19 protein-coding genes and 1 tRNA gene are annotated in these 19892 nt (G+C 70.4%); 13 read left to right on the plus strand and 7 right to left on the minus strand.

Features of this window, described 5'->3' with window-relative positions; genetic code table 11:
- Positions 1 to 9: 9 nt before the first annotated feature.
- The 3 genes from ACIQWX_RS05350 to ACIQWX_RS05360 all read left to right on the plus strand — a co-directional run bounded on the left by ACIQWX_RS05350 (position 10) and on the right by ACIQWX_RS05360 (position 2051).
- A complete protein-coding gene (locus tag ACIQWX_RS05350) occupies positions 10 to 384 on the plus strand; it encodes an FKBP-type peptidyl-prolyl cis-trans isomerase (protein ID WP_400865885.1) in 375 nt (124 codons plus the stop codon).
- A 59-nt stretch (positions 385 to 443) separates the two neighbouring features.
- The gene (locus ACIQWX_RS05355) at positions 444 to 1196 is read left to right on the plus strand and encodes a S1 family peptidase (RefSeq protein ID WP_400865888.1); all 753 of its coding nucleotides are present in this window, start codon (positions 444 to 446) and stop codon (positions 1194 to 1196) included.
- A 105-nt stretch (positions 1197 to 1301) separates the two neighbouring features.
- A complete protein-coding gene (locus ACIQWX_RS05360; RefSeq protein ID WP_400865891.1) occupies positions 1302 to 2051 on the plus strand; it encodes a S1 family peptidase in 750 nt (249 codons plus the stop codon).
- A 124-nt stretch (positions 2052 to 2175) separates the two neighbouring features.
- On the opposite strand, the gene ACIQWX_RS05365 is transcribed toward ACIQWX_RS05360, so the two are convergent.
- A tRNA-Leu gene (locus ACIQWX_RS05365) sits at positions 2176 to 2258 on the minus strand.
- Positions 2259 to 2389: 131 nt separating this feature from the next.
- On the opposite strand from ACIQWX_RS05365, the gene ACIQWX_RS05370 reads away from it, so the two are divergent.
- The 7 genes from ACIQWX_RS05370 to pknB all read left to right on the plus strand — a co-directional run bounded on the left by ACIQWX_RS05370 (position 2390) and on the right by pknB (position 11836).
- Positions 2390 to 3628 carry a DUF3662 and FHA domain-containing protein gene (locus ACIQWX_RS05370; protein ID WP_400865894.1) on the plus strand — a complete coding sequence of 413 codons (1239 nt, stop codon included), beginning with the start codon at positions 2390 to 2392 and terminating at the stop codon, positions 3626 to 3628.
- A 100-nt stretch (positions 3629 to 3728) separates the two neighbouring features.
- On the plus strand, positions 3729 to 4190 hold the full coding sequence (locus ACIQWX_RS05375) for an FHA domain-containing protein (RefSeq protein WP_003079002.1): 462 nt from the start codon (positions 3729 to 3731) through the stop codon (positions 4188 to 4190).
- Positions 4187 to 5584 (plus strand): PP2C family protein-serine/threonine phosphatase, encoded by a 1398-nt coding sequence (locus ACIQWX_RS05380; RefSeq protein WP_400865899.1) that lies wholly within the window; start codon positions 4187 to 4189, stop codon positions 5582 to 5584. Before ACIQWX_RS05375 ends, ACIQWX_RS05380 begins: the two co-directional genes overlap by 4 nt.
- On the plus strand, positions 5584 to 7071 hold the full coding sequence (locus ACIQWX_RS05385; RefSeq protein WP_400865902.1) for an FtsW/RodA/SpoVE family cell cycle protein: 1488 nt from the start codon (positions 5584 to 5586) through the stop codon (positions 7069 to 7071). The genes ACIQWX_RS05380 and ACIQWX_RS05385 overlap by 1 nt, the downstream gene beginning before the upstream one ends.
- Positions 7068 to 8537 carry a peptidoglycan D,D-transpeptidase FtsI family protein gene (locus tag ACIQWX_RS05390; protein ID WP_400865904.1) on the plus strand — a complete coding sequence of 490 codons (1470 nt, stop codon included), beginning with the start codon at positions 7068 to 7070 and terminating at the stop codon, positions 8535 to 8537. The genes ACIQWX_RS05385 and ACIQWX_RS05390 overlap by 4 nt, the downstream gene beginning before the upstream one ends.
- Positions 8538 to 8540: 3 nt before the next feature.
- Positions 8541 to 9881 carry a serine/threonine-protein kinase gene (locus tag ACIQWX_RS05395; protein ID WP_400865908.1) on the plus strand — a complete coding sequence of 447 codons (1341 nt, stop codon included), beginning with the start codon at positions 8541 to 8543 and terminating at the stop codon, positions 9879 to 9881.
- Positions 9878 to 11836: a Stk1 family PASTA domain-containing Ser/Thr kinase gene (pknB, locus tag ACIQWX_RS05400; RefSeq protein ID WP_400865911.1), complete on the plus strand. Its 1959-nt coding sequence runs from the start codon at positions 9878 to 9880 to the stop codon at positions 11834 to 11836. The genes ACIQWX_RS05395 and pknB overlap by 4 nt, the downstream gene beginning before the upstream one ends.
- 54 nt (positions 11837 to 11890) lie before the next feature.
- Here the strand turns inward: pknB and ACIQWX_RS05405 are convergent, their stop codons facing one another.
- From ACIQWX_RS05405 to ACIQWX_RS05420, 4 genes are all read right to left on the minus strand, one after another.
- Complete coding sequence (locus ACIQWX_RS05405; protein ID WP_086676010.1) at positions 11891 to 12208, minus strand: hypothetical protein; 318 nt, start codon at positions 12206 to 12208, stop codon at positions 11891 to 11893.
- 100 nt (positions 12209 to 12308) lie between these two features.
- Positions 12309 to 12950, minus strand: a complete 642-nt coding sequence (locus tag ACIQWX_RS05410; RefSeq protein WP_400865913.1) for a hypothetical protein — start codon at positions 12948 to 12950, stop codon at positions 12309 to 12311.
- Entirely contained in the window at positions 12938 to 13729 is a 792-nt protein-coding gene (locus ACIQWX_RS05415) for an ABC transporter ATP-binding protein (protein WP_400865916.1), read from the minus strand. Before ACIQWX_RS05415 ends, ACIQWX_RS05410 begins: the two co-directional genes overlap by 13 nt.
- Positions 13726 to 14370 carry an aminodeoxychorismate/anthranilate synthase component II gene (locus ACIQWX_RS05420; protein WP_400865919.1) on the minus strand — a complete coding sequence of 215 codons (645 nt, stop codon included), beginning with the start codon at positions 14368 to 14370 and terminating at the stop codon, positions 13726 to 13728. Before ACIQWX_RS05420 ends, ACIQWX_RS05415 begins: the two co-directional genes overlap by 4 nt.
- A gap of 112 nt (positions 14371 to 14482) precedes the next feature.
- Here ACIQWX_RS05420 and ACIQWX_RS05425 point away from each other — a divergent pair, with 112 nt between their 5' ends.
- Positions 14483 to 15802 (plus strand): FAD-dependent oxidoreductase, encoded by a 1320-nt coding sequence (locus ACIQWX_RS05425; protein ID WP_400865922.1) that lies wholly within the window; start codon positions 14483 to 14485, stop codon positions 15800 to 15802.
- Here ACIQWX_RS05425 and ACIQWX_RS05430 read toward each other — a convergent pair.
- Together ACIQWX_RS05430 and ACIQWX_RS05435 are read right to left on the minus strand one after the other, a co-directional pair.
- Entirely contained in the window at positions 15799 to 16455 is a 657-nt protein-coding gene (locus ACIQWX_RS05430; protein ID WP_400865925.1) for a response regulator, read from the minus strand. The genes ACIQWX_RS05425 and ACIQWX_RS05430 overlap by 4 nt on opposite strands.
- Positions 16395 to 18215 (minus strand): sensor histidine kinase, encoded by a 1821-nt coding sequence (locus ACIQWX_RS05435; RefSeq protein ID WP_400865928.1) that lies wholly within the window; start codon positions 18213 to 18215, stop codon positions 16395 to 16397. The genes ACIQWX_RS05430 and ACIQWX_RS05435 overlap by 61 nt, the downstream gene beginning before the upstream one ends.
- A gap of 170 nt (positions 18216 to 18385) precedes the next feature.
- Here ACIQWX_RS05435 and ACIQWX_RS05440 point away from each other — a divergent pair, with 170 nt between their 5' ends.
- On the plus strand, positions 18386 to 19099 hold the full coding sequence (locus ACIQWX_RS05440; protein ID WP_400865931.1) for an ABC transporter ATP-binding protein: 714 nt from the start codon (positions 18386 to 18388) through the stop codon (positions 19097 to 19099).
- On the plus strand, positions 19096 to 19830 hold the full coding sequence (locus tag ACIQWX_RS05445) for an ABC transporter permease (protein WP_400865934.1): 735 nt from the start codon (positions 19096 to 19098) through the stop codon (positions 19828 to 19830). The genes ACIQWX_RS05440 and ACIQWX_RS05445 overlap by 4 nt, the downstream gene beginning before the upstream one ends.
- Positions 19831 to 19892: the final 62 nt, after the last annotated feature.

The raw sequence follows: 19892 nt of genomic DNA on the forward strand, positions 1-19892 counted from the left end.
GTGAGTGCCATGACCTTGGAAAAGCCCCAGATCGACCGCCCCGAGGGCAACCCTCCGGCCGACCTCCAGATCACCGACATCACGGTCGGTGACGGCGCGGAAGCCACGTCGGGCAAGACCGTCACCGTGCACTACGTCGGCGTCTCGCACTCGACCGGCGAGCAGTTCGACGCCTCGTGGGACCGCGGTGAGCCGCTGCGCTTCGGCCTCGGGGCCGGCCAGGTCATCTCCGGCTGGGACCAGGGTGTCGCGGGCATGAAGATCGGTGGCCGCCGCCAGCTCGTCATCCCGCCGCACCTCGCCTACGGCGACCGCGGCGCGGGCGGCGTCATCAAGCCGGGCGAAACCCTGATCTTCGTGGTCGACCTCGTCGGCGTGAACTAGGTTGTGCGGCGGTGGCGGGGAGTTCTCGCCACCGCCGGCCCACACCTGGGGGATTTCCCGTGCGCACTCGCGCTTTCCTGTCCGCAACGCTCTTCGCGCTCGCCGCGGCCGTGGCCACCGCGGCCCCGGCTTCGGCCGTGGCCAACGGATCCGACGTCCCGCCGGGGACGTTCAAGTTCGCCGCGAAGCTGACCATGACGGACATCCCGCGTCCCGACGGCACCGAGTACGACAGCGCCTGCTCGGGTTCCCTGATCGCCCGCAAGTGGATCATCACGGCGGGCCACTGCTTCCACGACGCCGCGCGCAACCCGGTGTCCGGCCCGGTCCCGTACCCGACGTCCGTGCTGCTGGGCACCACGACCGTGGACCAGCCGGGCGTCACCCGCAACGTCGTGACGGTGTTCCAGTCGCCGAGCAACGACATCGCGATCGCGGAGCTGGACAAGCCGGTCTTCGGCATCGAGCCGCTCACGCTGAACCGCCGGACACCGGTGGCGGGCCAGAAGGTGACGCTCGCCGGCTGGGGCAGCCTCACCTCGGTCGACCCGGCGCCGGGCACGAAGCTCCAGCAGGGCGTCATGAAGGTCGCGACCGTCGACCCGCAGTACGTGGGAGTCAAGGGTTTCGCCCCGACGTCGACGACGAGCGCCTGCACGTACGACTCGGGCGCGCCGTACTTCGTCCCGTCGGGCAAGGGCGGCCGGATCGTCTCGGTGGAGAGCGACGGCCCGGACTGCCCCCACGACCAGGCGGAGACGACCGCTCGCGTGGACGTGGTCGCGGACTGGATCGCCTCGCACGTCGGCTGACCGGCCGGCCGGGCGTCACCCGGGTGACGCCCGGCCAGGGAATTCCCAGCGTGCGGCCGCGGCAATAACCTCGAACGTCGATCATCCATTCGACGAAGGGGAGAAATGCGCCTGCGCGCCCTGCTCGCCGCTGCTGTTCTGACCACCGCCACCATCGCCACCGCGCCCGCCGCTTTCGCCGCGCCGGGGATCGCGCACGGCTCCGACGTACCGCCCGGGCAGTTCGGGTTCGTCGCGAAGCTCGCGATGACGAAGATCCCGCGCCCGGACGGGTCGACCTACAGCAGCTACTGCACCGGTTCCCTGATCGCCCCGGGCTGGGTGCTGACGACGGGCCACTGCTTCCACGACGCGAACCGCAACCGCGTCGGCGGCAAGGTCCCCTACCCGACGACGGTGACGCTGGGCCTGGTCGACGAAGCCATGGAGTCCGGCATCGCCCGCCGGGTGACCGAGGTGCTCCAGGCCAAGGAGAACGACGTCGCACTGGCCCGCCTGGACACCCCGGTGACGACCGTGACGCCGCTGAGGGTCGACCGCGCCGCGCCAAAGGTGGGCCAGGAGCTGATCCTGGCCGGCTGGGGCAGCACGACCAGCACGAACCCCACCCCGGCGAGCCGCATGCAGCAGGGGACGGTGGCCGTCGCCAAGGTGGAGCCGACGACGGTGGGCGTCCGCGGCGCCGCCCCGGAGATCACGACGAGCGCGTGCACGTACGACTCGGGAGCGCCCTACTTCACGGACGGCGAACTCGTGGCGGTCGAGGCGACCGGCCCGGGCTGCCCCCACGCGGGCATCGAGACGGCCAGCCGCGCCGACGTGCTGGCGGCCTGGGTCGCCAAATCGACAGCTTGATACACCCGAAAGTCCGCCGTGAGCGAACACCACGCAGAGCCAAACGGGTGATATTCACCACCTGAGCCGAAGGCCCCGCGGACACGAAAAAGGGCCCCGGCGTGGTGCCGGGGCCCTTTTCGAGTGGGCGAGGAGGGAGTTGAACCCTCACGTCCTTTCGGACACACGGACCTGAACCGTGCGCGTCTGCCATTCCGCCACTCGCCCGAGCGCTTCTCTCTGACAGCGAGGAGAAGACTAGCAGGTGGTTTGAACGGGTTTCACCGGGGGCCGTGTAGAGGCTCGCTCACCCGGATAGGATCGATAGCGGAAGCACACGTGTGAGGAGGTTTTCCCCGGTGAGCCGCGTCGAGCGTTTCGACAGACGCCTCGAGAACCTGGTGGGGAACACTTTCGCGCGCATGTTCGGTGGCAACGTCGTCACGCAGGAAGTGGCGATCGCCCTGGAGCGGGAGAGTGAGGAGAACGTTCGTGAGCTGGCTGGCGGTCGGCAGCTCGCCCCCAATCACTACATCGTGTCGCTGGGGGCGGCTGACCACGAGCGCATGGCCGGTGACGAGCAGCGCGTCACCCAGGTGCTCGCCAAGGCGGTGGCGGAACACCTCGCCGCCGAGGGCCTGGACACCTATGGTGACGTCGTCGTATCACTCGAGCGCAACGAGGCGCTGCATACTGGACAGTTCAAGACCCGTTCGTCCGTCGATCCCGACGCCCGCCCCTCAGGCGCCGGTTCACCGCGGTCGGCACGACCCAGCAACGCAGGAGACCCAGCAATGAGCCAGCCCCCCGGCTACGGCCAATACGACCAGGGTGACCCGTACGGCCAGCAGGGCCAGTACGGCTACGGACAGCAGGGTGGCCAGCAGCCCGGGTACGACCAGGGTTACGGCCAGCCGCAGGGTGGTGGCTACGACCAGTACGGCCAGCAGCAGCCGGGTGGCGGCTACGACCAGTACGGCCAGCAGCAGGGCGGCTACGACCAGGGCGGGTACCAGCAGCCCCAGGGTGGCGGCTACGACCAGGGTTACGGCCAGCCGCAGGGCGGCGGGTACGACCAGGGCGGGTACGCCCAGCCCCAGCAGGGTGGCTACGAGCAGGGCGGCTACCAGCAGGGCGGGTACGACCAGGGCGGCTACGCCCAGCCCCAGCAGGGTGGCTACGACCAGTACGGCGGCCAGCAGCAGGGCGGCTACGACCAGTACGGGCAGCAGGGGGCCTACGGCCAGCAGGCCGCCGACCCGTACGCGCAGCAGCAGGGCGGCTACGGCCAGCCCGCGCCGGGCCGCCAGCTCGCGGCGAGCCTGCAGCTGGACGACGGCTCGAACCGGACGTACTCGCTGAAGCAGGGCGGGAACGTCGTGGGCCGCGGCCAGGACGCGGACTTCCGCCTCCCGGACACCGGCGTCTCGCGCCGGCACCTGGAGATCACCTGGGACGGCCAGAGCGCGACGCTCGCCGACATCGGGTCGACCAACGGCACGACCGTGAACGGCACTCCGGTCCAGACCTGGCAGCTCGCGGACGGCGACGTCATCCGGGTGGGGCACTCCTCGCTCGTGTTCCGTACACAGGGCTGACTGGGGGCACGGAATACTGTTCCCGCAGAATTGACGTGCGGGGGGACCGCGGCGTACCCGCGTCGCGGCTGCACGGACGAGTCGGGAGCGGACACACCAAGTGCCAGAGCTGGTCGTACAACTCACCAGGGTGGGCTTCCTCGTGCTGCTCTGGCTCTTCGTGTTCGCCGCGCTCAGAGTCGTCCGTTCGGACCTCTACGCGGCGTCGGGCATGCGCGTCCAGGTACCGACCTTCGGGCGCAAGAAGGAGAAGAAGCCGCGCAACAGCAAGTCCCCGCAGCAGCTGCTCGTGACCCACGGCGCGCTGGCGGGGACGCGCATCGCGCTGGACGGCCGGCCGATCCTCATCGGCCGGGCCGACGACTCCACGTTGGTGCTCGACGACGACTACGCGTCGACCCGGCACGCGCGGATCGCCCAGCGCGGTGAGGACTGGTACGTGGAAGATCTGGGCTCGACGAACGGGACGTACCTGGACCGGGCTAAGGTCACTGCACCCCTCCGGGTCCCGCTCGGAGTCCCCATCCGGATCGGCAAGACGGTGATCGAGCTTCGCCCATGACTCTCGTCCTCCGCTACGCAGCCCGCAGCGACCGGGGCCTGGTGCGTTCGAGCAACCAGGACTCCGTGTACGCCGGCCCTCGCCTGCTCGCGCTCGCCGACGGTATGGGTGGCCACGCGGCGGGTGAGGTGGCCAGCAAGGTCGTCATCGCCTCGCTCGCGCCACTCGACGACGACGAGCCGGGTGACGACCTCCTCGCGCAGTTGCGGGAAGCGGTGGCGAACGGCAACGCCGCCATCGCCGAACTCGTCTCGCAGGACCCCGACCTCGACGGCATGGGCACCACGCTCACCGCCGTTCTCTTCGCCGGCAACCGGCTCGGGCTGGTGCACGTCGGCGACTCGCGCGCGTACCTGCTGCGCGGCGGCCAGTTCGCGCAAATCACCCGCGACGACAGCTTCGTCAACGAGCTGCTCGAACAGGGCCGGATCACGCCCGAAGAAGCCGCGGTGCACCCGCAGCGGTCGCTGCTGCTGAAGGCGCTGACCGGGCACGAGGTCGAGCCGAGCCTGACCGTGCGCGAAGCCCGCTCCGGCGACCGGTACCTGATCTGCTCGGACGGCCTGTCCGGCATGGTCAGCGACGAGACGCTGGCCGAGGCCGTGCAGATCCCGGACCCGCAGCAGTGCGCGGACCGGATGATCGAGCTGGCGCTCAAGGGCGGCGGCACGGACAACGTCACGGTGATCATCGCCGACGTCGTCGACGTCGACTTCGGCGAGGACGCGCCCATCGTGGGCGGCGCCGCCGGGGACGGCAGCGACGAACGGCACCAGGGCGACTCGCCCGCGGCACGCGCGCGGGCGCTGACCCAGCCGCCACCGCAGCCGCGTCCCGAGCTGCCGCAGCCGAGCGTAGATCCGAAAGCCAAGCGCCGGAAGCGGTTCCGCTGGCTCGCCGGTGCGCTGGTGGTGCTCGTCGTGCTCGCCGCGGCCGCCATCGCCACCCGGTACTTCGTCCTGAGTCAGTACTATGTCGGCGAAGGTGCGGACCAGGAAGTCGTGATCTACCGCGGCGTTCCCGGCAGCATCCTCGGCATCGACCTGCACACCTACGAGCAGGGCTCGTGCCCGCCGAACCAGGTGTGCACGGACAAGCTGCGCGTCGACCAGCTCCAAGAGGACGCGCGGCTCGCGGTGCAGAACGGCGTCAAGAAGGACAGCCTCGACGACGCCCGGAAGTACATCGACGACTTCCTGCAGCTGCACAAGCGCCTGAACAACTGCGCGCCGGCGGGCGGCCAGCCGTCCCCGACGCCGACCCCCACGGTCACGCCGACGTCCACCCCGTCGGCTCCGGCCGGCTCCACTGCTCCGTCGTCGGCGAACCAGCCAGCGGGGAGGGACTGCTCGACGCCGAGTTCGACGGCACCGACGACGGGAGGCGGTAACTGATGGGCCAGCCCGTCGCACGTCCCGCCGAACCGCTCGCCGCGCAGTTCCAGACGAACCCGCCGCGTGACGTCCCGACCCGCCGCAACACCGAGCTGGTGCTGCTGGGGTTCGCCGCGGCGATCGTCACCATCGCCCTGGTCCTGGTGGAAGCGAACCAGGAGCAGGAGCTCACCTGGTCGATCGTCTGGCTCGGTCTCGCCTACCTCGCGATCTTCGCCGCCGCGCACCTGGCCGTCCGCAAGTGGGCGCCGTACGCGGACCCGGTGCTGCTCCCCTGCGTCGCGCTGCTGAACGGCATCGGGCTGGTGATGATCCACCGGATCGACCTGGCCCTGGCCGAAAAGGCCGTGCAGAACGGGAAGGACTACACCCCCGCCGTCACGGCGCAGGTGCTGTTCACCGTCATCTCGCTCGGGTTCTTCGTCGCCGTGCTGGTCGTGGTGAACGACCACCGCACGCTGACCCGCTACGGCTACACCGCGGGCCTGATCGGGATCGTCGCGCTGGCGCTGCCCGCGTTGCTGCCGTCGAGCCTCTCCGAGGTCAACGGCGCCAAGGTGTGGCTGAAGCTGCCGGGCTTCTCGATCCAGCCGGGCGAGTTCGCGAAGATCCTGCTGATGGTCTTCTTCGCCTCGTTCCTGGTGTCGAAGCGCGACCTGTTCATGGTGGCGGGCAAGAAGTTCCTCGGCGTCGAGCTGCCGCGGGCGCGTGACCTGGGCCCGATCCTGATCGCCGCGGTCGCCTGCATCGGCATCCTGGTGTTCGAGAAGGACCTCGGCACCTCGCTGCTGTTCTTCAGCGTCATCCTGATGATGCTGTACGTGGCGACCGAGCGGATCATCTGGGTCGTCCTGGGCCTGAGCTTCTTCGTCGGCGGCTGCCTGCTCGCCTACAACCTCTTCACGCACGTCCAGCAGCGCGTCGCCAACTGGCTCGACCCGCTCTCGACGTACGACAAGGCGGGCGGCGGCTACCAGATCGCGCAGGGCCTGTTCGGGCTCGGCACCGGCGGGATCGGCGGCACCGGGCTCGGCGCCGGCCGCCCGGACATGGTGCCGGAGGCCAACACCGACTTCATCACCGCGGCGATCGGCGAAGAGCTCGGCTTCATCGGGCTGGCCGCGGTCCTGATGCTCTACTTGCTGGTCGCCATGCGCGGCATGCGCAGCGCGCTCGCCGTGCGCGACACGTTCGGCAAGCTGCTCGGCGGCGGGCTGGCGTTCACCATGGTCATGCAGATCTTCGTCGTCGTCGGCGGGGTCACGAAGCTCATCCCGGAGACCGGTATCACCGCCCCGTTCCTGTCCAAGGGTGGTTCGTCGCTGCTGGCGAACTACATCCTCGTCGCGCTGCTGCTCCGGATCTCCGACGCGGCCCGGCGGCCCGCCGCCCGGCCGAAGCCGCAGCCCCAGCAGCAGGCGCCGATCGCCGAAGCGCACACCGTGCTCGTCCAGCGTCCGCCGGCGGACGGGGGCCAGCAGGCATGAACACCCCGCTGCGCAAAGTCGGCATGGCGATGCTCGTCATGGTCGTCCTGCTGCTGGCCAACGCGACCTACATCCAGGTCGTCAAGGCCGACGACTACCGCACCGACTCCCGCAACGCGCGCGTGCTCTACGACGAGTTCGCCCGCCGCCGCGGCCAGATCGTGTCGCAGGCGAACGGCGAGGTGCTGGCGAAGGTCGACCCGTCGAACGACAAGTACAAGTACATCCGGTCCTACGTCGACGGCCCGATGTACGCGCCGGTCACCGGGTACTACTCGATCAACTACGGCTCCGGCGGTCTCGAGCGCTCTGAGGACGACGTCCTGAACGGCTCCGACCCGCGCCTGTTCGTGCGGCGGCTGTCGGACATGGTCACCGGCCGCGACCCGAGCGGCGGCAACGTCCGGCTGACCATCGACCCGGCCGTGCAGAAGGCCGCGTACGACCTGATGACGCAGCGCGGGTACACCGGCGCCGTCGTCGCGATGGAGCCGAAGACCGGCCGGATCCTGGCGATGGTCTCGACGCCGTCGTACGACCCGAACAAGCTGGCGTCGCACACGTCGAAGGCGCAGACCGACGCCTGGAACTCGTACGTCAAGGACGACAAGAACCCGATGCTGAACCGGGCGATCTCGGAGACCTACCCGCCGGGGTCGACGTTCAAGCTGGTCACCGCGTCGGCCGTGCTCGAAGACGGCAAGGGCCCGGACACCCCGGTCAACTCCGCGCCGAACACGAAGCTCCCCGGCACCAACGTGACGCTGGAGAACTACGCCGGCGAGACGTGCCCCGGCACCACGTTCAAGGACGCGCTCGCGCACTCGTGCAACGTCCCGTTCGCGGAGTTCGCCGGTCAGCTCGGCGCGGACAAGCTGAAGAAGACGGCGGCGAACTTCGGGATCGGGCAGACCGACCTGACCGTGCCGATGAAGGTCGCACCGTCGACGGTCGGGCCGCTCGACTCGCAGGGCGCGCTCTACCAGAGCGGCATCGGCCAGCGCGACGTCCGGCTGACCCCGCTGCAGGACTGCCTGCTCGCGGCCACCGTGGCCAACGGCGGGATGGCGATGAAGCCGCAGCTGGTGCAGTCGGTGCTGGCGCCGGACCTGTCGACCATCGAGGACTACAGCCCCACCGAGCTCACCGGCACGGCGGCACTTTCGTCGTCGAACGCCGCGATCCTCAAGGACATGATGATCGCTTCCGAGGGCTTCACCAAGGGCGGCGGCAAGCGCCCGGACATCCAGATCGCGTCGAAGACCGGCACCGCCGAGCACGGCACGGACTCCAAGAACACGGCCCCGCACGCCTGGTACACCGCCTTCGCCCCGGCGAACGACCCGCAGATCGTGGTCGCCGTCATCGTCGAAGACGGCGGCAACCGCGGGCTCGCGGCCACCGGCGGCTCGGTCGCCGCGGAGATCGGCCGCGCCGCGATCAACGCCAAGCTCGGGGGTGGATAGCGGATGCTGTCCTCGGGCCAGCTGCTGGCCGAGAGGTACAAGCTGACGAGCCGGATCGCCGTCGGCGGGATGGGCGAGGTCTGGCAGGCCAGCGACACCCGGCTGGACCGGACCGTGGCCGTCAAGATCCTCAAGGCCGAACTCTCCGGTGACGCCGAGTTCCTCCACCGCTTCCGCACCGAAGCGCGGATGACGGCGTCGCTCAACCACCCCGGCATCGCCGCGGTCCACGACTACGGCGAGACCATCTTCGACGGCGACCTCTCCATCGCCTACCTCGTGATGGAGCTCGTCGACGGCGACCCGCTGGCCGGGTTGCTGGCCAAGCACGGGCGGCTGTCGGCGGAGTTCACGCTCGACATGCTGGAGCAGGCGGGCAACGCGCTGCAGGCCGCGCACTCCCACGGCCTGGTCCACCGCGACGTCAAGCCGGGCAACATCCTGGTGACCTCCACCGGCCAGGTGAAGATCACCGACTTCGGCGTGGCCAAAGCAGCCGACGCCGCGCCGGTCACCCGGTCCGGCATGGTCATGGGCACCGCGCACTACATCGCGCCGGAGCAGGCGCTCGGGCACCCGGCCGAGCCGGCGTCCGACGTCTACTCGCTCGCGGTGTGCGGTTACGAGTGCCTCGCCGGGCACCGGCCGTTCCTGTCCGAGAACGCCGTGACGGTCGCGATGATGCACATCCGCGACATCGCGCCGCCGCTGCCGCCGGACGTCCCGCCCGCCGCGCGCGCGGTGATCGAGGCGACCCTGGTGAAGGACCCGCGGCAGCGCTACAACAGCGGCGGCGAGTTCGCGGCCGCCGTCGCCGCGGTCCGCGCCGGGCAGCCGCTGCCGACGCCGTCCGGTCTGGTCAACGCCGCCTTCACCGGCCAGCAGCCGGTGGTGCCGCAACCGCCGCAGCAACAGCCGGTGCAGCAACCCGTGCCGCAGCAGCAACCGGTCCCGCCCCAGCAGCAGCACATGCCGGTGGGTCCGCCGTCGCCGGCGGTGAACCCGATGGTCGCCATCGGCCCGCCGTCGCGGCCCGTCTTGCGTCCGGCCATGGTGCCGGCGCCCCGGAAGAAGTCCCAGTGGGGCTGGTGGGCGCTCCTCGCGGCCATCCTGCTCGTTGTCCTGGTGGCGGCCATCGTCCTCGTGGCGAAGATGATCGGCAGCTCGGGCTCGCCACCGCACACCGGCCAGACGCAGAGCCAGGTGGTCCCGGGCAGACAGCCGCCCGCGGAGGAACCGCCCGTGTCGAGCGCGATACCGGCGGAATCTCCCGGAACGACCGACGATGGCCAGCAAGGCATCATGACCGCACCTTGGACGGAATGGAACGGCACCCAGAGATGAGCACACCCAGACTGCTCTCCAACCGGTACGAGCTGGGCGAAACGCTCGGCTACGGAGGCATGTCCGAGGTCCATCACGGCCACGACGTGCGCCTCGGCCGGGAAGTCGCGATCAAGATCCTCCGTGCCGACCTCGCCAGGGACCCGCAGTTCCAGGAGCGCTTCCGCCGCGAGGCGCAGAACGCCGCCGCTCTGAACCACCCGGCGATCGTCGCGGTCTACGACACGGGTGAAGCCAACACCGAGTTCGGTCCGCTGCCGTACATCGTCATGGAGTACGTCGAAGGCCGGACGCTGCGGGACATCGTCAAGACCGAGGGCCCGATGTCGCAGAAGCGGGCCATGGAGGTCATGGCCGACGTCTGCGCGGCGCTCGACTTCTCCCACCGCCACGGCATCGTGCACCGCGACGTCAAGCCGGCCAACGTGATGATCACGAAGAACGGTGCGGTCAAGGTGATGGACTTCGGCATCGCGCGCGCGATGCACGACGGCCAGTCCGCCATGACCCAGACGGCCGCGGTGATCGGCACGGCGCAGTACCTGTCGCCGGAGCAGGCCCGCGGTGAGTCGGTCGACGCCCGTTCCGACGTCTACGCCGCCGGTTGCGTGCTGTACGAGCTCATCACCGGCGAGCCGCCGTTCACCGGGGACTCCCCGGTCGCGGTGGCCTACCAGCACGTCCGGGAGGATCCGAACCCGCCGTCGTCGGTGAACCCGGCGGTGGCGCCGGAGCTGGACGCCGTCGTGCTGAAGGCGCTGGCCAAGGGCCCTGCGAACCGCTACCAGTCGGCGGCGGAAATGCGTTCGGACCTGGTGCGCACGCTCTCGGGCCAGCGCCCGGCCGCGCCGATGGTGATGTCCGAGGACGAGCGCACGCAGGTGATGAACGCCGACCGGCGGCAGCCGCAGCGCTACGAGGAGTACGACGCCGCGGACGACGAGGACCCGAAGGCCAAGCGCCGTCGCCGGACGCTGCTGGCCGCGCTGGCCGCGGTCTTCGTGCTGGGCGCGGTCCTGCTGATCATGTGGTTGTCGGGGTCGTTCAAGAGCGGCAACGAAGACCCGAGCACGGTGGCGATCCCGGACGTCAAGGGACAGTCGGAGCTGGCGGCCAAGAACACGTTGCGCGAAAAGGGGTTCAACAACTTCGCGCCGAACAAGACGGTGATCTGCGGCGTTCCCGACGCGACCGGCAACACGCCGTGCACGACGGACCAGGTCAACCAGGTCATTTCGATCACCCCCGACGTCGGCACGCCGGTCGCGACCGCGGCCCAGATCACGCTCACGATCGGCACGCCGCCGGGCAAGGTCGCCGTGCCGGACCTGAAGGACCTCAGCCAGGCCGACGCCGAAGCGAAGCTGAAGGAAGCCGGCCTCACCCTGAACCAGTCGGTGCAGGAGGTCGACGTCACCGACCAGGACCAGGTCGGGAAGGTCGTCAACCAGACCCCGCAGGCGGGCAACCAGGTCCAGCAGGGCACGAGCGTGTCCATCTCGATCGGCAAGGGCAAGGCGCAGAAGCAGGTCCCGAACTTCACCGGGAAGTCCTTCAGCGAAGCGCAGTCCGCCCTCACCGGCCTCGGCTTCTCCGTGAAGCGGGTCGACCAGCAGTCCGACCAGCCGAAGGACCAGGTCATCCAGCAGACGCCGAACGGCGGTTCGGTGCCCGTCGGCAGCCAGATCACGCTGACCGTGTCGACGGGCCAGCCGGACAACAAGATTGAGATGCCGCAGCTGGTCGGCATGTCGGCCGACGACGCCAAAGCGAAGCTGCAGAGCATGGGCTGGACCGGCCAGTTCCGGGAGCAGTCCGACCGGACCAGCAACAAGCCCGAAGGCACGGTCACCAAGCAGAGCGAGTCGCCGGGTACGCAGATCGACAAGGACCAGAACATCACGGTCTCGGTGTCCGAGGGCCCGTTGTTCCCGACGTCCAGCGGCACTCCCTGATCTGAAGCACACGAAGAAGGCCCGCACGGTTCGCCGTGCGGGCCTTCTTTTCGTTCAGGCTTTGTCGAGGAATCCCCGGACGGCGCCGAGCACCTGTTCGGCGTCACTGGCGGGACCGCAGTCGAGCTCCAGTTCCTCGGCCGCGCCGGAGCGTTTGACCTTCAGGGAGACGCGGCCTTCGCGGCAACGCCGCAGCCAGGCGATCAGCGACCGGCAGAAGACGCCGGCGGAGTTGCTGGTGACCCCGACCACGACGGCGTCGAACAGCTGGACGCGGCCGCGGAGCTCGTCCTCGCCGCGCAGCCAGGCGGCGAGCTCCCGGAGCTCACCTTCGGAGTCTGGACCGGTGATCGCGACGATCCCCGCCGTCACCCGTTCTCCCTTCGCCCGGAATCGGAGAGGACCCGAACACTAGTCGGCGTCGAGCACTCGCCGGAAGCCCGGCTCGCGATTTGTAGATTGCAAATTGCACTCAGGAACGGCGGTGCACGAGCTGCGAGACGACGAAGAAGCTGGCGGCCAGCACGACCACGGACGTCACGAGCGCCAGGACGAGCGGGCCGCCGACCGGTTCTTCGTCGGTCAGCGCGTGCAGCAACGGGTGGACCAGCGGGATCTTCGCCAGCAGCACGACGATCAGCGTGACGACGGCGGCCAGCACCGTCCAGCCGATCCGCTGCACGAGCAGCCGCGAGCACGGCAGCGCGATCGCGATGCCCAGCAGCGCGCACGCGAGGTGGGCGAGCAGCCCGATGCCCAGCGCCGACGGCTGGACCTTCAACGACTTGAGCGCCGACCACACCTCGGTGATCACCGTCAGCACCGCCGCGCACGCCAGCACGGTGAAGATCGCGCCGGTGATCATCCGGCGCCACTGGCGCGCGTGGCTCAGGGTCACCAGGCGCTGCACCGGGTCCTCGATGTCGAGCAGCGCGATCGTCAGCCAGCACGACACCACGAGCAGGCCGCCGGCGCTCACGCCGAACAGCGGCAACGGCGGCGAGTGCGGGTCGGCGTAGAGGATCACGCACAGCGCGAGGTAGGCCAGCAGCGCCGGCAGGTACCGCTGCGAATGGCCGAGCAGCGCCAGGTAGTAGCGGGTCAGGGCGAGCACGGCGCCACCTCCCGCACGGACCAGCCGTCCTTCAACGCCCGCGACAGGACCGCGTCCACCGAAGCGACTTCGACGGTCAGCACCACCTGCGGGCCTTCGACGACCGCGTGCCGGACGCCGGGCTCGGCCGCCCAGCCGGCGCCGTCGCCGCGCAGCACGATCCGCGTGGTCGGCTCGGCGCTCTCGGCCGTGAGCCTGCCGTCGGTCATGAGGTGGACGACGTCGGCGTGGTCGTGCACCACCTGCGGCCGGTGGTCGGTGAACACGACGCTCGCCCCGCGCGCCCGCGTCTCGGCGACGAGCTCGCCGAGGATCGCGTGCGTCCCGACGTCGAGCCCGGACCACGGCTCGTCGAGGATCAGCAGGTCGGGCCGCACCATGACGGCTTGCGCGAGCCCGACCTTCTGCGCGTTGCCCTTCGACAGCGTGCGCAGCGGCGCCGTCGGACCGCCGACCAGCGCGAGCCGGTCGAGCAGCGGGTCGATCACCGAAAGGTCGGTCAGCCCGCGGATGCGCGCCATGTGCCGCAGGTAGGCCCGCGCGCCCATGCGCTGGCCGGCCGGGAAGCGGTCGGGCAGGTAGCCGATCCGCGGCGTGCCGGTCAGCGTGCCGGTGGTGGCGTGCGAGACGCCGGCCATGATCCGCAGCAGCGTCGACTTGCCGGAGCCGTTGCTGCCGAGGACGCCGACGACGTGCCCGGGCTCGACGGTCAGGTCGACGTCGCGGAGGACGAAGTCACCACGCCCGTACCGCTTGCCGACCCCCTCGAGCCGGATCACGCAACAGCGGCCTTCTGAAGCGCCTTGGTCGCCCGCTCGAGCTCGTCGACGCGGGCCGGGTCGACGGGGTGGCCCGCCATGGCCAGCCAGTTCGCCAGCATCCGGTGGCCGCCCTCGGTCAGCACGGACTCGGGGTGGAACTGGACGCCCTCCAGCGGTAGCTCGCGGTGGCGCATGCCCATCACGATGCCGGACTCGGTGCGGCCGGTGACCTCGAAGACGTCGGCCGCGATCGTGTCGGGCACCACGGTCAGGGAGTGGTACCGGGTGGCCGTGAACTCCTCCGGCAGGTCCTTGAGGACGCCGGAGCCGTCGTGGCGGACCTGGCTGGTCTTGCCGTGGAGCAGCTCGGGCGCGCGGTCGACGGTCGCGCCGTAGACGACGCCGAGCGCCTGGTGGCCGAGGCAGACGCCGAGCATCGGCGTGCGCGTCTCGGCGCACTTGCGGATGACGTCCATGCTTTGACCAGCGCGTTCGGGGGTGCCGGGACCCGGCGAGACGAGCACGGCGTCGAACTCGGGCACGCGGTCGAGGTCCACGACGTCGTTGCGCCAGACCGTGCAGTCGGCGCCGAGCTGGGCCAGGTACTGGACCAGGTTGTAGACGAAGCTGTCGTAGTTGTCGACGACGAGAACGCGCATGGCGCCGAGCTTACCGGCTCTCAACTGGTGGACCGTACGGTAAATCACATTTCTAGTTAGGTGACCCTAACTTACCGTGGAGGGTGTGAGCCGATCTCTTCGTGTAGCCGTGGTGGGCGCTGGTCCTGCCGGCATCTACGCCGCCGACATCCTGGACAAGTCCGACGCCGACGTCACGATCGACCTGTTCGAGCGCATGCCCGCGCCCTTCGGGCTGATCCGGTACGGCGTCGCCCCCGACCACCCGCGCATCAAGGGCATCGTGACCGCCCTGCACAAGGTGCTCGACAAGCCGAACATCCGCCTGCTGGGCAACATCGACTACGGCACCGACATCAAGCTCGACGAGCTGCGCGAGTTCTACGACGCGGTGATCTTCTCGACCGGCGCGTCCGCCGACCGCGCGCTCGACATCCCGGGCATCGACCTCGACGGCAGCTACGGCGCCGCCGACTTCGTCTCCTGGTACGACGGCCACCCGGACGTCCCGCGCACCTGGCCGCTCAACGCGTCTTCGGTCGCGGTCCTCGGCGTCGGGAACGTCGCTCTCGACGTCGCACGCATCCTCGCGAAGACGGCCGACGAGCTGCTGACCACGGACATCCCGGACAACGTCTACCAGGGCCTGCGCACGAGCCCGGTCACGGACGTGCACGTGTTCGGCCGCCGCGGGCCGGCGCAGGCGAAGTTCACGCCGCTGGAGCTGCGCGAGCTGGACCACTCGCCGAACGTCGAGGTCATCGTGTCCCCGGAGGACATCGAGTTCGACGACGGCAGCATCGCGGCGCTGCGGGCGTCGAAGCAGATCGACATGGTCGTGAAGACGCTGCAGGAGTGGGCGATCCGCGAACCGGGTGACCGGCGGAAGCGGCTGCACCTGCACTTCTTCCACTCGCCGGCCGAGGTCCTCGGCGAGGACGGCCGGGTTTCCGGGTTGCGTACCGAACGCACCGAGCTGACCGGCGACGGGAACGTCCGCGGCACGGGTGAGTTCCACGACTGGGACGTCCAGGCCGTGTACCGCGCGGTGGGCTACCTGTCGTCGCACCTGCCGGAGGTCCCGTTCGACCACGTCGGCGGCGTGGTGCCGAACCAGGCCGGCCGCGTGCTGGACCTGGACGAGAACCAGCTGCCGGGCGTGTACGTGACGGGCTGGATCAAGCGCGGCCCGATCGGCCTGATCGGCCACACGAAGGGCGACGCGGCGGAGACGATCGCGAGCCTGCTGTCGGACGCGGACACGCTGACCGCCCCGAAGTACGGCTCCCCGGACGCGATCCTCGACTTCCTGGCGGCGCGCGGAATCCCGTTCACCACGTGGGAAGGCTGGGGCAAGCTCGACTCGCACGAGAAGGCACTGGGCCTGGCGGCGGGCCGCGAGCGGATCAAGGTCGTGGAGCGCGAGGAGATGACCCGGGTTTCGCGCGGCTAAGCGGAACCGAGGTACGCCAGTACGGCGAGCACGCGGCGGTTCGTGTCGTCCGAAGCCGAAATGCCGAGCTTCGCGAAGATGTTCGCCGTGTGCTTGCCGACCGCGCCTTCGCTGAAGTGCAGGCGGGACGCGATCGCCGCGTTCGAGCACCCTTCCGCCATCAAGCCGAGGACTTCGCGTTCGCGCGGGGTCAGGGCGGCCAGGGGGTCGGACGCGTTGCCCGCCACTAGTTTCGCGATCACCTCGGGGTCCATCACCGTGCCGCCGGCCGCGACGCGGCGGACCGCGTCGATGAACTGGTCGGCGTTGAAGACGCGGTCCTTCAGCAGGTAGCCGATCGCGCCGGTGCCGTCGGCGAGCAGTTCGCGCGCGTACAGCTGCTCGACGTGCTGGGACAGCACCAAGATCGGCAAGCCCGGGGTTTCCCGACGCGCGGCCAGCGCGACCTGCAGGCCTTCGTCCGTGTTCGTCGGCGGCATCCGGACGTCCACAATGGACACATCGGGCTTCTCGGTACGCAACGCCGCCGCCAGCTCGGGACCGCTGCCGACCGCCGCGACGACGTCGAAGCCGTGCGCCGCCAGCAGGTGCGTCAGGCCGTCTCGGAGGAGGTACTGGTCTTCGGCGACGACGGTTCGAGGTCGAGCTGACACGGGATCTCCACCATGGCCCTGGTCGGCCCGCCGATCGGGCTGGTCAGGGTCAACCTACCGTCGAAGGCGCCGAGCCGGCGCTCGATTCCGCGCAGTCCCGAACCGCCCGCGGGAACCGCGCCGCCCGGGCCGTCGTCAGTCACGACGACTGTCAGATGGTCGTCGGCGAAGGTCACCTCGATCGACGCGCGCTTCGAGCCGTGCTTCGCCGCGTTGCCCAGCAGTTCCGACACCGCGAAGTACGTGCACGCCTCGACCGGCTCCTCGACGCGGCCCGGCAGCGAGCCGGTGACCTCGGTCTTCAGCGGGCTGTCGAGGGCCAGCGCGCGCACGGCGTCGAGCAGCCCGCGCTCGGACAGCACCGGCGGATGGATGCCGCGGATCAGCACGCGCAGTTCGGTGAGCGCCTCCGACGACGCCGCGCGCAGCTCGGCCGCGAGCCGTTTGGCCGCCGCCGGGTCCGTGTCGACGAGCGCCTCCACCGCGCCGAGCTTCATGCCCATCGCGACCAGCCGCGACTGGATCCCGTCGTGCAGGTCGCGTTCGATCCGCCGCAGCTCCGCTGCCTGCGTGACCGTGACGTCCGCGCGGGTCTGCTTCAGCCGTTCGACGCGTGCGGCCAGCCGGGTCGCCTCGTTCGGGCCCAGCCAGACGCGCGCGAACCGCGCCTGCTGCCGGGCGAGCCACGTCGCCGGCGCCAGCCCGGCGGCGATCATCGCGAGCGCCACCGGCGTCTGCGCGGCGGCGCCCCAGTGCGTCGAGACCTCCGGGAACGGCCACCAGGTCACCGGCGACGAGACGAACGGCCGCCACCCCCACAGCGTCGCGAGCCCCACGACACCGCGGCCGACCAGCCCGACCGTCGGCAGCAGGAGCAGCAGCGAAACGAGCGGGATCAACGCGCCGCCGGCGAAGTCGCGCCAGGTGGCGCGGTCGCGCAGCACCCACCGGGTGCGCGCGTGCTGGACCGGCCAGAACGGTTCCTCGTAGAGCTGCTTGCCGACCTGGAAGAGCCCGTCGGGGCGCGGCACCGGCAAGCCCGGCGGCGGCAGGTACGGCCGCGGGATCCGCACGCCGGTCCAGTTGCCGGCCTCGCGGCGCAGTGTGTCGGTGATCGTGCGGGACCACAGGATCACCGGCGCCGCGACCGGCAGCGCGCCGGCGACGATGACCAGCTGCCACAGCGTGAACACGAACATCACCACGCCCAGCGCGAGGATGCCCATCTGGTGCCCCAGCGACTCGAGCCGGCGGTGCAGCCAGCGGCCCTGCCGCTCGACCACCGGGCGCGGGCCGAGCCACCAGCGCGTCCAGTGGCCGTAGCCGCGCAGCGCGGCCGGGCCGCCGAGCAGGACGGCGACCGGCAGCGCCAGCGTCACCACCGGGTTCAGCAGCTGCCAGGTGAACTCGCGTCCGGCGGCCGGGTCCTCCATCGCCCAGGTGAACCGGCGGTTCCAGCGGATCCAGAACGCGCGCTTGTAGAGCGTGTTGCCGTCGCGGTACCAGCCGTCGCGCTCACGCACCGGCTCCGGCGGTTCGGGCTGGTAGGGCGCTTCGATCTCGACGTCGCACCAGCGCGCGGCCAGCGTCCGCGCCGTCGTCGAGCGGTGCCGGGCCCACTCGATCATCGGGCCGAGGAAGAAGACGAGGCCGACGCACAGCAGCGCGAAGGCGATCAGCTCGAGCAGCACGTCGACCCAGCTGACGAACGCGAACGCGGCCAGCGCGCAAGCCCGCCCGAGCGCACGCAGGTACGTCATCGCCGCACCTCCTTTCCCCGGGATCATCGCCGGACCTCCCGCGTCCGCGCACTGGCCGAAGCTCCCCGGCCGGGGTGGGGCCAGGCCCACCCCCGCGTCAGCAAAACCCTACTTGAGCTGGGGTTTCAGCGTCATTCTCGGCAGCCGCGAACCTTCGTAGTTTCGGAGCCATGCCACTCATCGAAGTCACCGAACTCCGCAAGCGCTACGGCTCCCGGGTCGCGGTCGACGGCGTTTCGTTCACCGTCGAGCGCGGCGAGGTCTTCGGCATCCTCGGCACGAACGGCGCCGGGAAGACCACCACCGTCGAATGCCTGCAGGGCCTACGTCGCGCCGACGGCGGGACGATCTCCGTGCTCGGCCTCGACCCCGCGACCGACCGCGCCGCGCTGACCCGCCGCGTCGGCGTCCAGCTGCAGGAAAGCCAGCTGCCGCCGAAGCTGCGGGTGCGCGAGGCGCTGGAGCTGTTCGCGTCCTTCTACCCGGACCCCGCCGACGTCGACGTCCTGCTCGACCAGCTGGATCTGCGCAGCCACGCACGCAGCTACTTCGGGAAGCTCTCCGGCGGCCAGAAGCAGCGCGTGTCGATCGCGCTCGCGCTGGTGGGCAACCCCGAGCTGGCCATCCTCGACGAGCTGACGACCGGGCTCGACCCGCACGCCCGCCGCGAGACGTGGCGGCTGGTCGAAGGCGTGCGCGCCGCCGGCGTCACCGTCCTGCTGGTCACCCACTTCATGGACGAGGCCGAGCGGCTCTGCGACCGCGTCGCCGTCTTCGACGCCGGGCGCGTGGTCGCGACCGGCACGCCCGCCGAGCTCCGCGCCGCGGCCGGAGCCTCCACTCTGGACGACGCGTTCGTCTCGCTCACGAGGAGCACGCTGTGAACACCTTCGCCAAGGTCACCGCCACCGAAACGAAACTCTTCCTCCGCACGCCGATCATGGGCGTCGCGGGACTGCTCCTGCCGACCGCCGTGCTGCTGGCCGTCGGCGCCATCCCGGGCATGACCGAGCCCAGCCCGGCCGCCGGCGGGTACCGGTTCATCGACGCGTGGGTGCCGTCGCTGATCGTCATCAGCCTCGCGATGCTCGCCCTCCAGTCGATTCCGGGCGCGGTGGCGACCTACCGCGAACAGGGCGTGCTGCGCCGGCTGGCCACGACGCCGGTGCACCCGGTCAACCTGCTGGGCGCGCAGCTGCTGATCCACGTCGTGGTCGCGCTGGCGGGCATCGGTGTGGTGCTCGCGGCGGCCAACGCCGTCTACGACGTCCCGCTGCCGAAGCACCCGCTGCTGTTCCTGCTGACGCTGCTGCTCGGCACGGTCTCGATGTTCTCGTTCGGCCTGCTGGCGGCCGCGGTCGCCCGGACGGCCAAGGCGGCCGGCGGGTTCGCGCTGATCGCGTTCATCCCGACGATGTTCTTCGGCGGCGTCTACCTGCCGCGGGCGTTGCTGCCGGTGGTGCTGCAGCGGATCGGCGACTACCTGCCGCCGGGCACGCAGCCGCTGCAGGACGCCTGGGTCGGCACCGGCGTGCAGCCGCTGCAGCTGGTCGTCCTCGCCGGGTTCGCGGTCATCGGAACGGCGCTGGCGGCGAAGCTCTTCCGCTGGGAGTGATCCGCCATATTGGTGATGATCATCGTTTTCTCTTGTGGCCCGGACACCCGGCAGGTAGCCAA

This window comes from Amycolatopsis sp. NPDC098790, from assembly GCF_044759945.1.
Lineage (GTDB): Bacteria > Actinomycetota > Actinomycetes > Mycobacteriales > Pseudonocardiaceae > Amycolatopsis.

Bases quoted from the DNA above. Each gene is read 5' to 3' on its own strand.
- ACIQWX_RS05350 (WP_400865885.1), top strand. From the start codon at position 10: ATGACCTTGGAAAAGCCCCAGATCGACCGCCCCGAGGGCAACCCTCCG.
- ACIQWX_RS05360 (WP_400865891.1), top strand. From the start codon at position 1,302: ATGCGCCTGCGCGCCCTGCTCGCCGCTGCTGTTCTGACCACCGCCACC.
- ACIQWX_RS05380 (WP_400865899.1), top strand. From the start codon at position 4,187: ATGACTCTCGTCCTCCGCTACGCAGCCCGCAGCGACCGGGGCCTGGTG.
- ACIQWX_RS05385 (WP_400865902.1), top strand. From the start codon at position 5,584: ATGGGCCAGCCCGTCGCACGTCCCGCCGAACCGCTCGCCGCGCAGTTC.
- ACIQWX_RS05390 (WP_400865904.1), top strand. From the start codon at position 7,068: ATGAACACCCCGCTGCGCAAAGTCGGCATGGCGATGCTCGTCATGGTC.
- ACIQWX_RS05395 (WP_400865908.1), top strand. From the start codon at position 8,541: ATGCTGTCCTCGGGCCAGCTGCTGGCCGAGAGGTACAAGCTGACGAGC.
- pknB (WP_400865911.1), top strand. From the start codon at position 9,878: ATGAGCACACCCAGACTGCTCTCCAACCGGTACGAGCTGGGCGAAACG.
- ACIQWX_RS05420 (WP_400865919.1), bottom strand. From the start codon at position 14,370: ATGCGCGTTCTCGTCGTCGACAACTACGACAGCTTCGTCTACAACCTG.
- ACIQWX_RS05435 (WP_400865928.1), bottom strand. From the start codon at position 18,215: ATGACGTACCTGCGTGCGCTCGGGCGGGCTTGCGCGCTGGCCGCGTTC.
- ACIQWX_RS05440 (WP_400865931.1), top strand. From the start codon at position 18,386: ATGCCACTCATCGAAGTCACCGAACTCCGCAAGCGCTACGGCTCCCGG.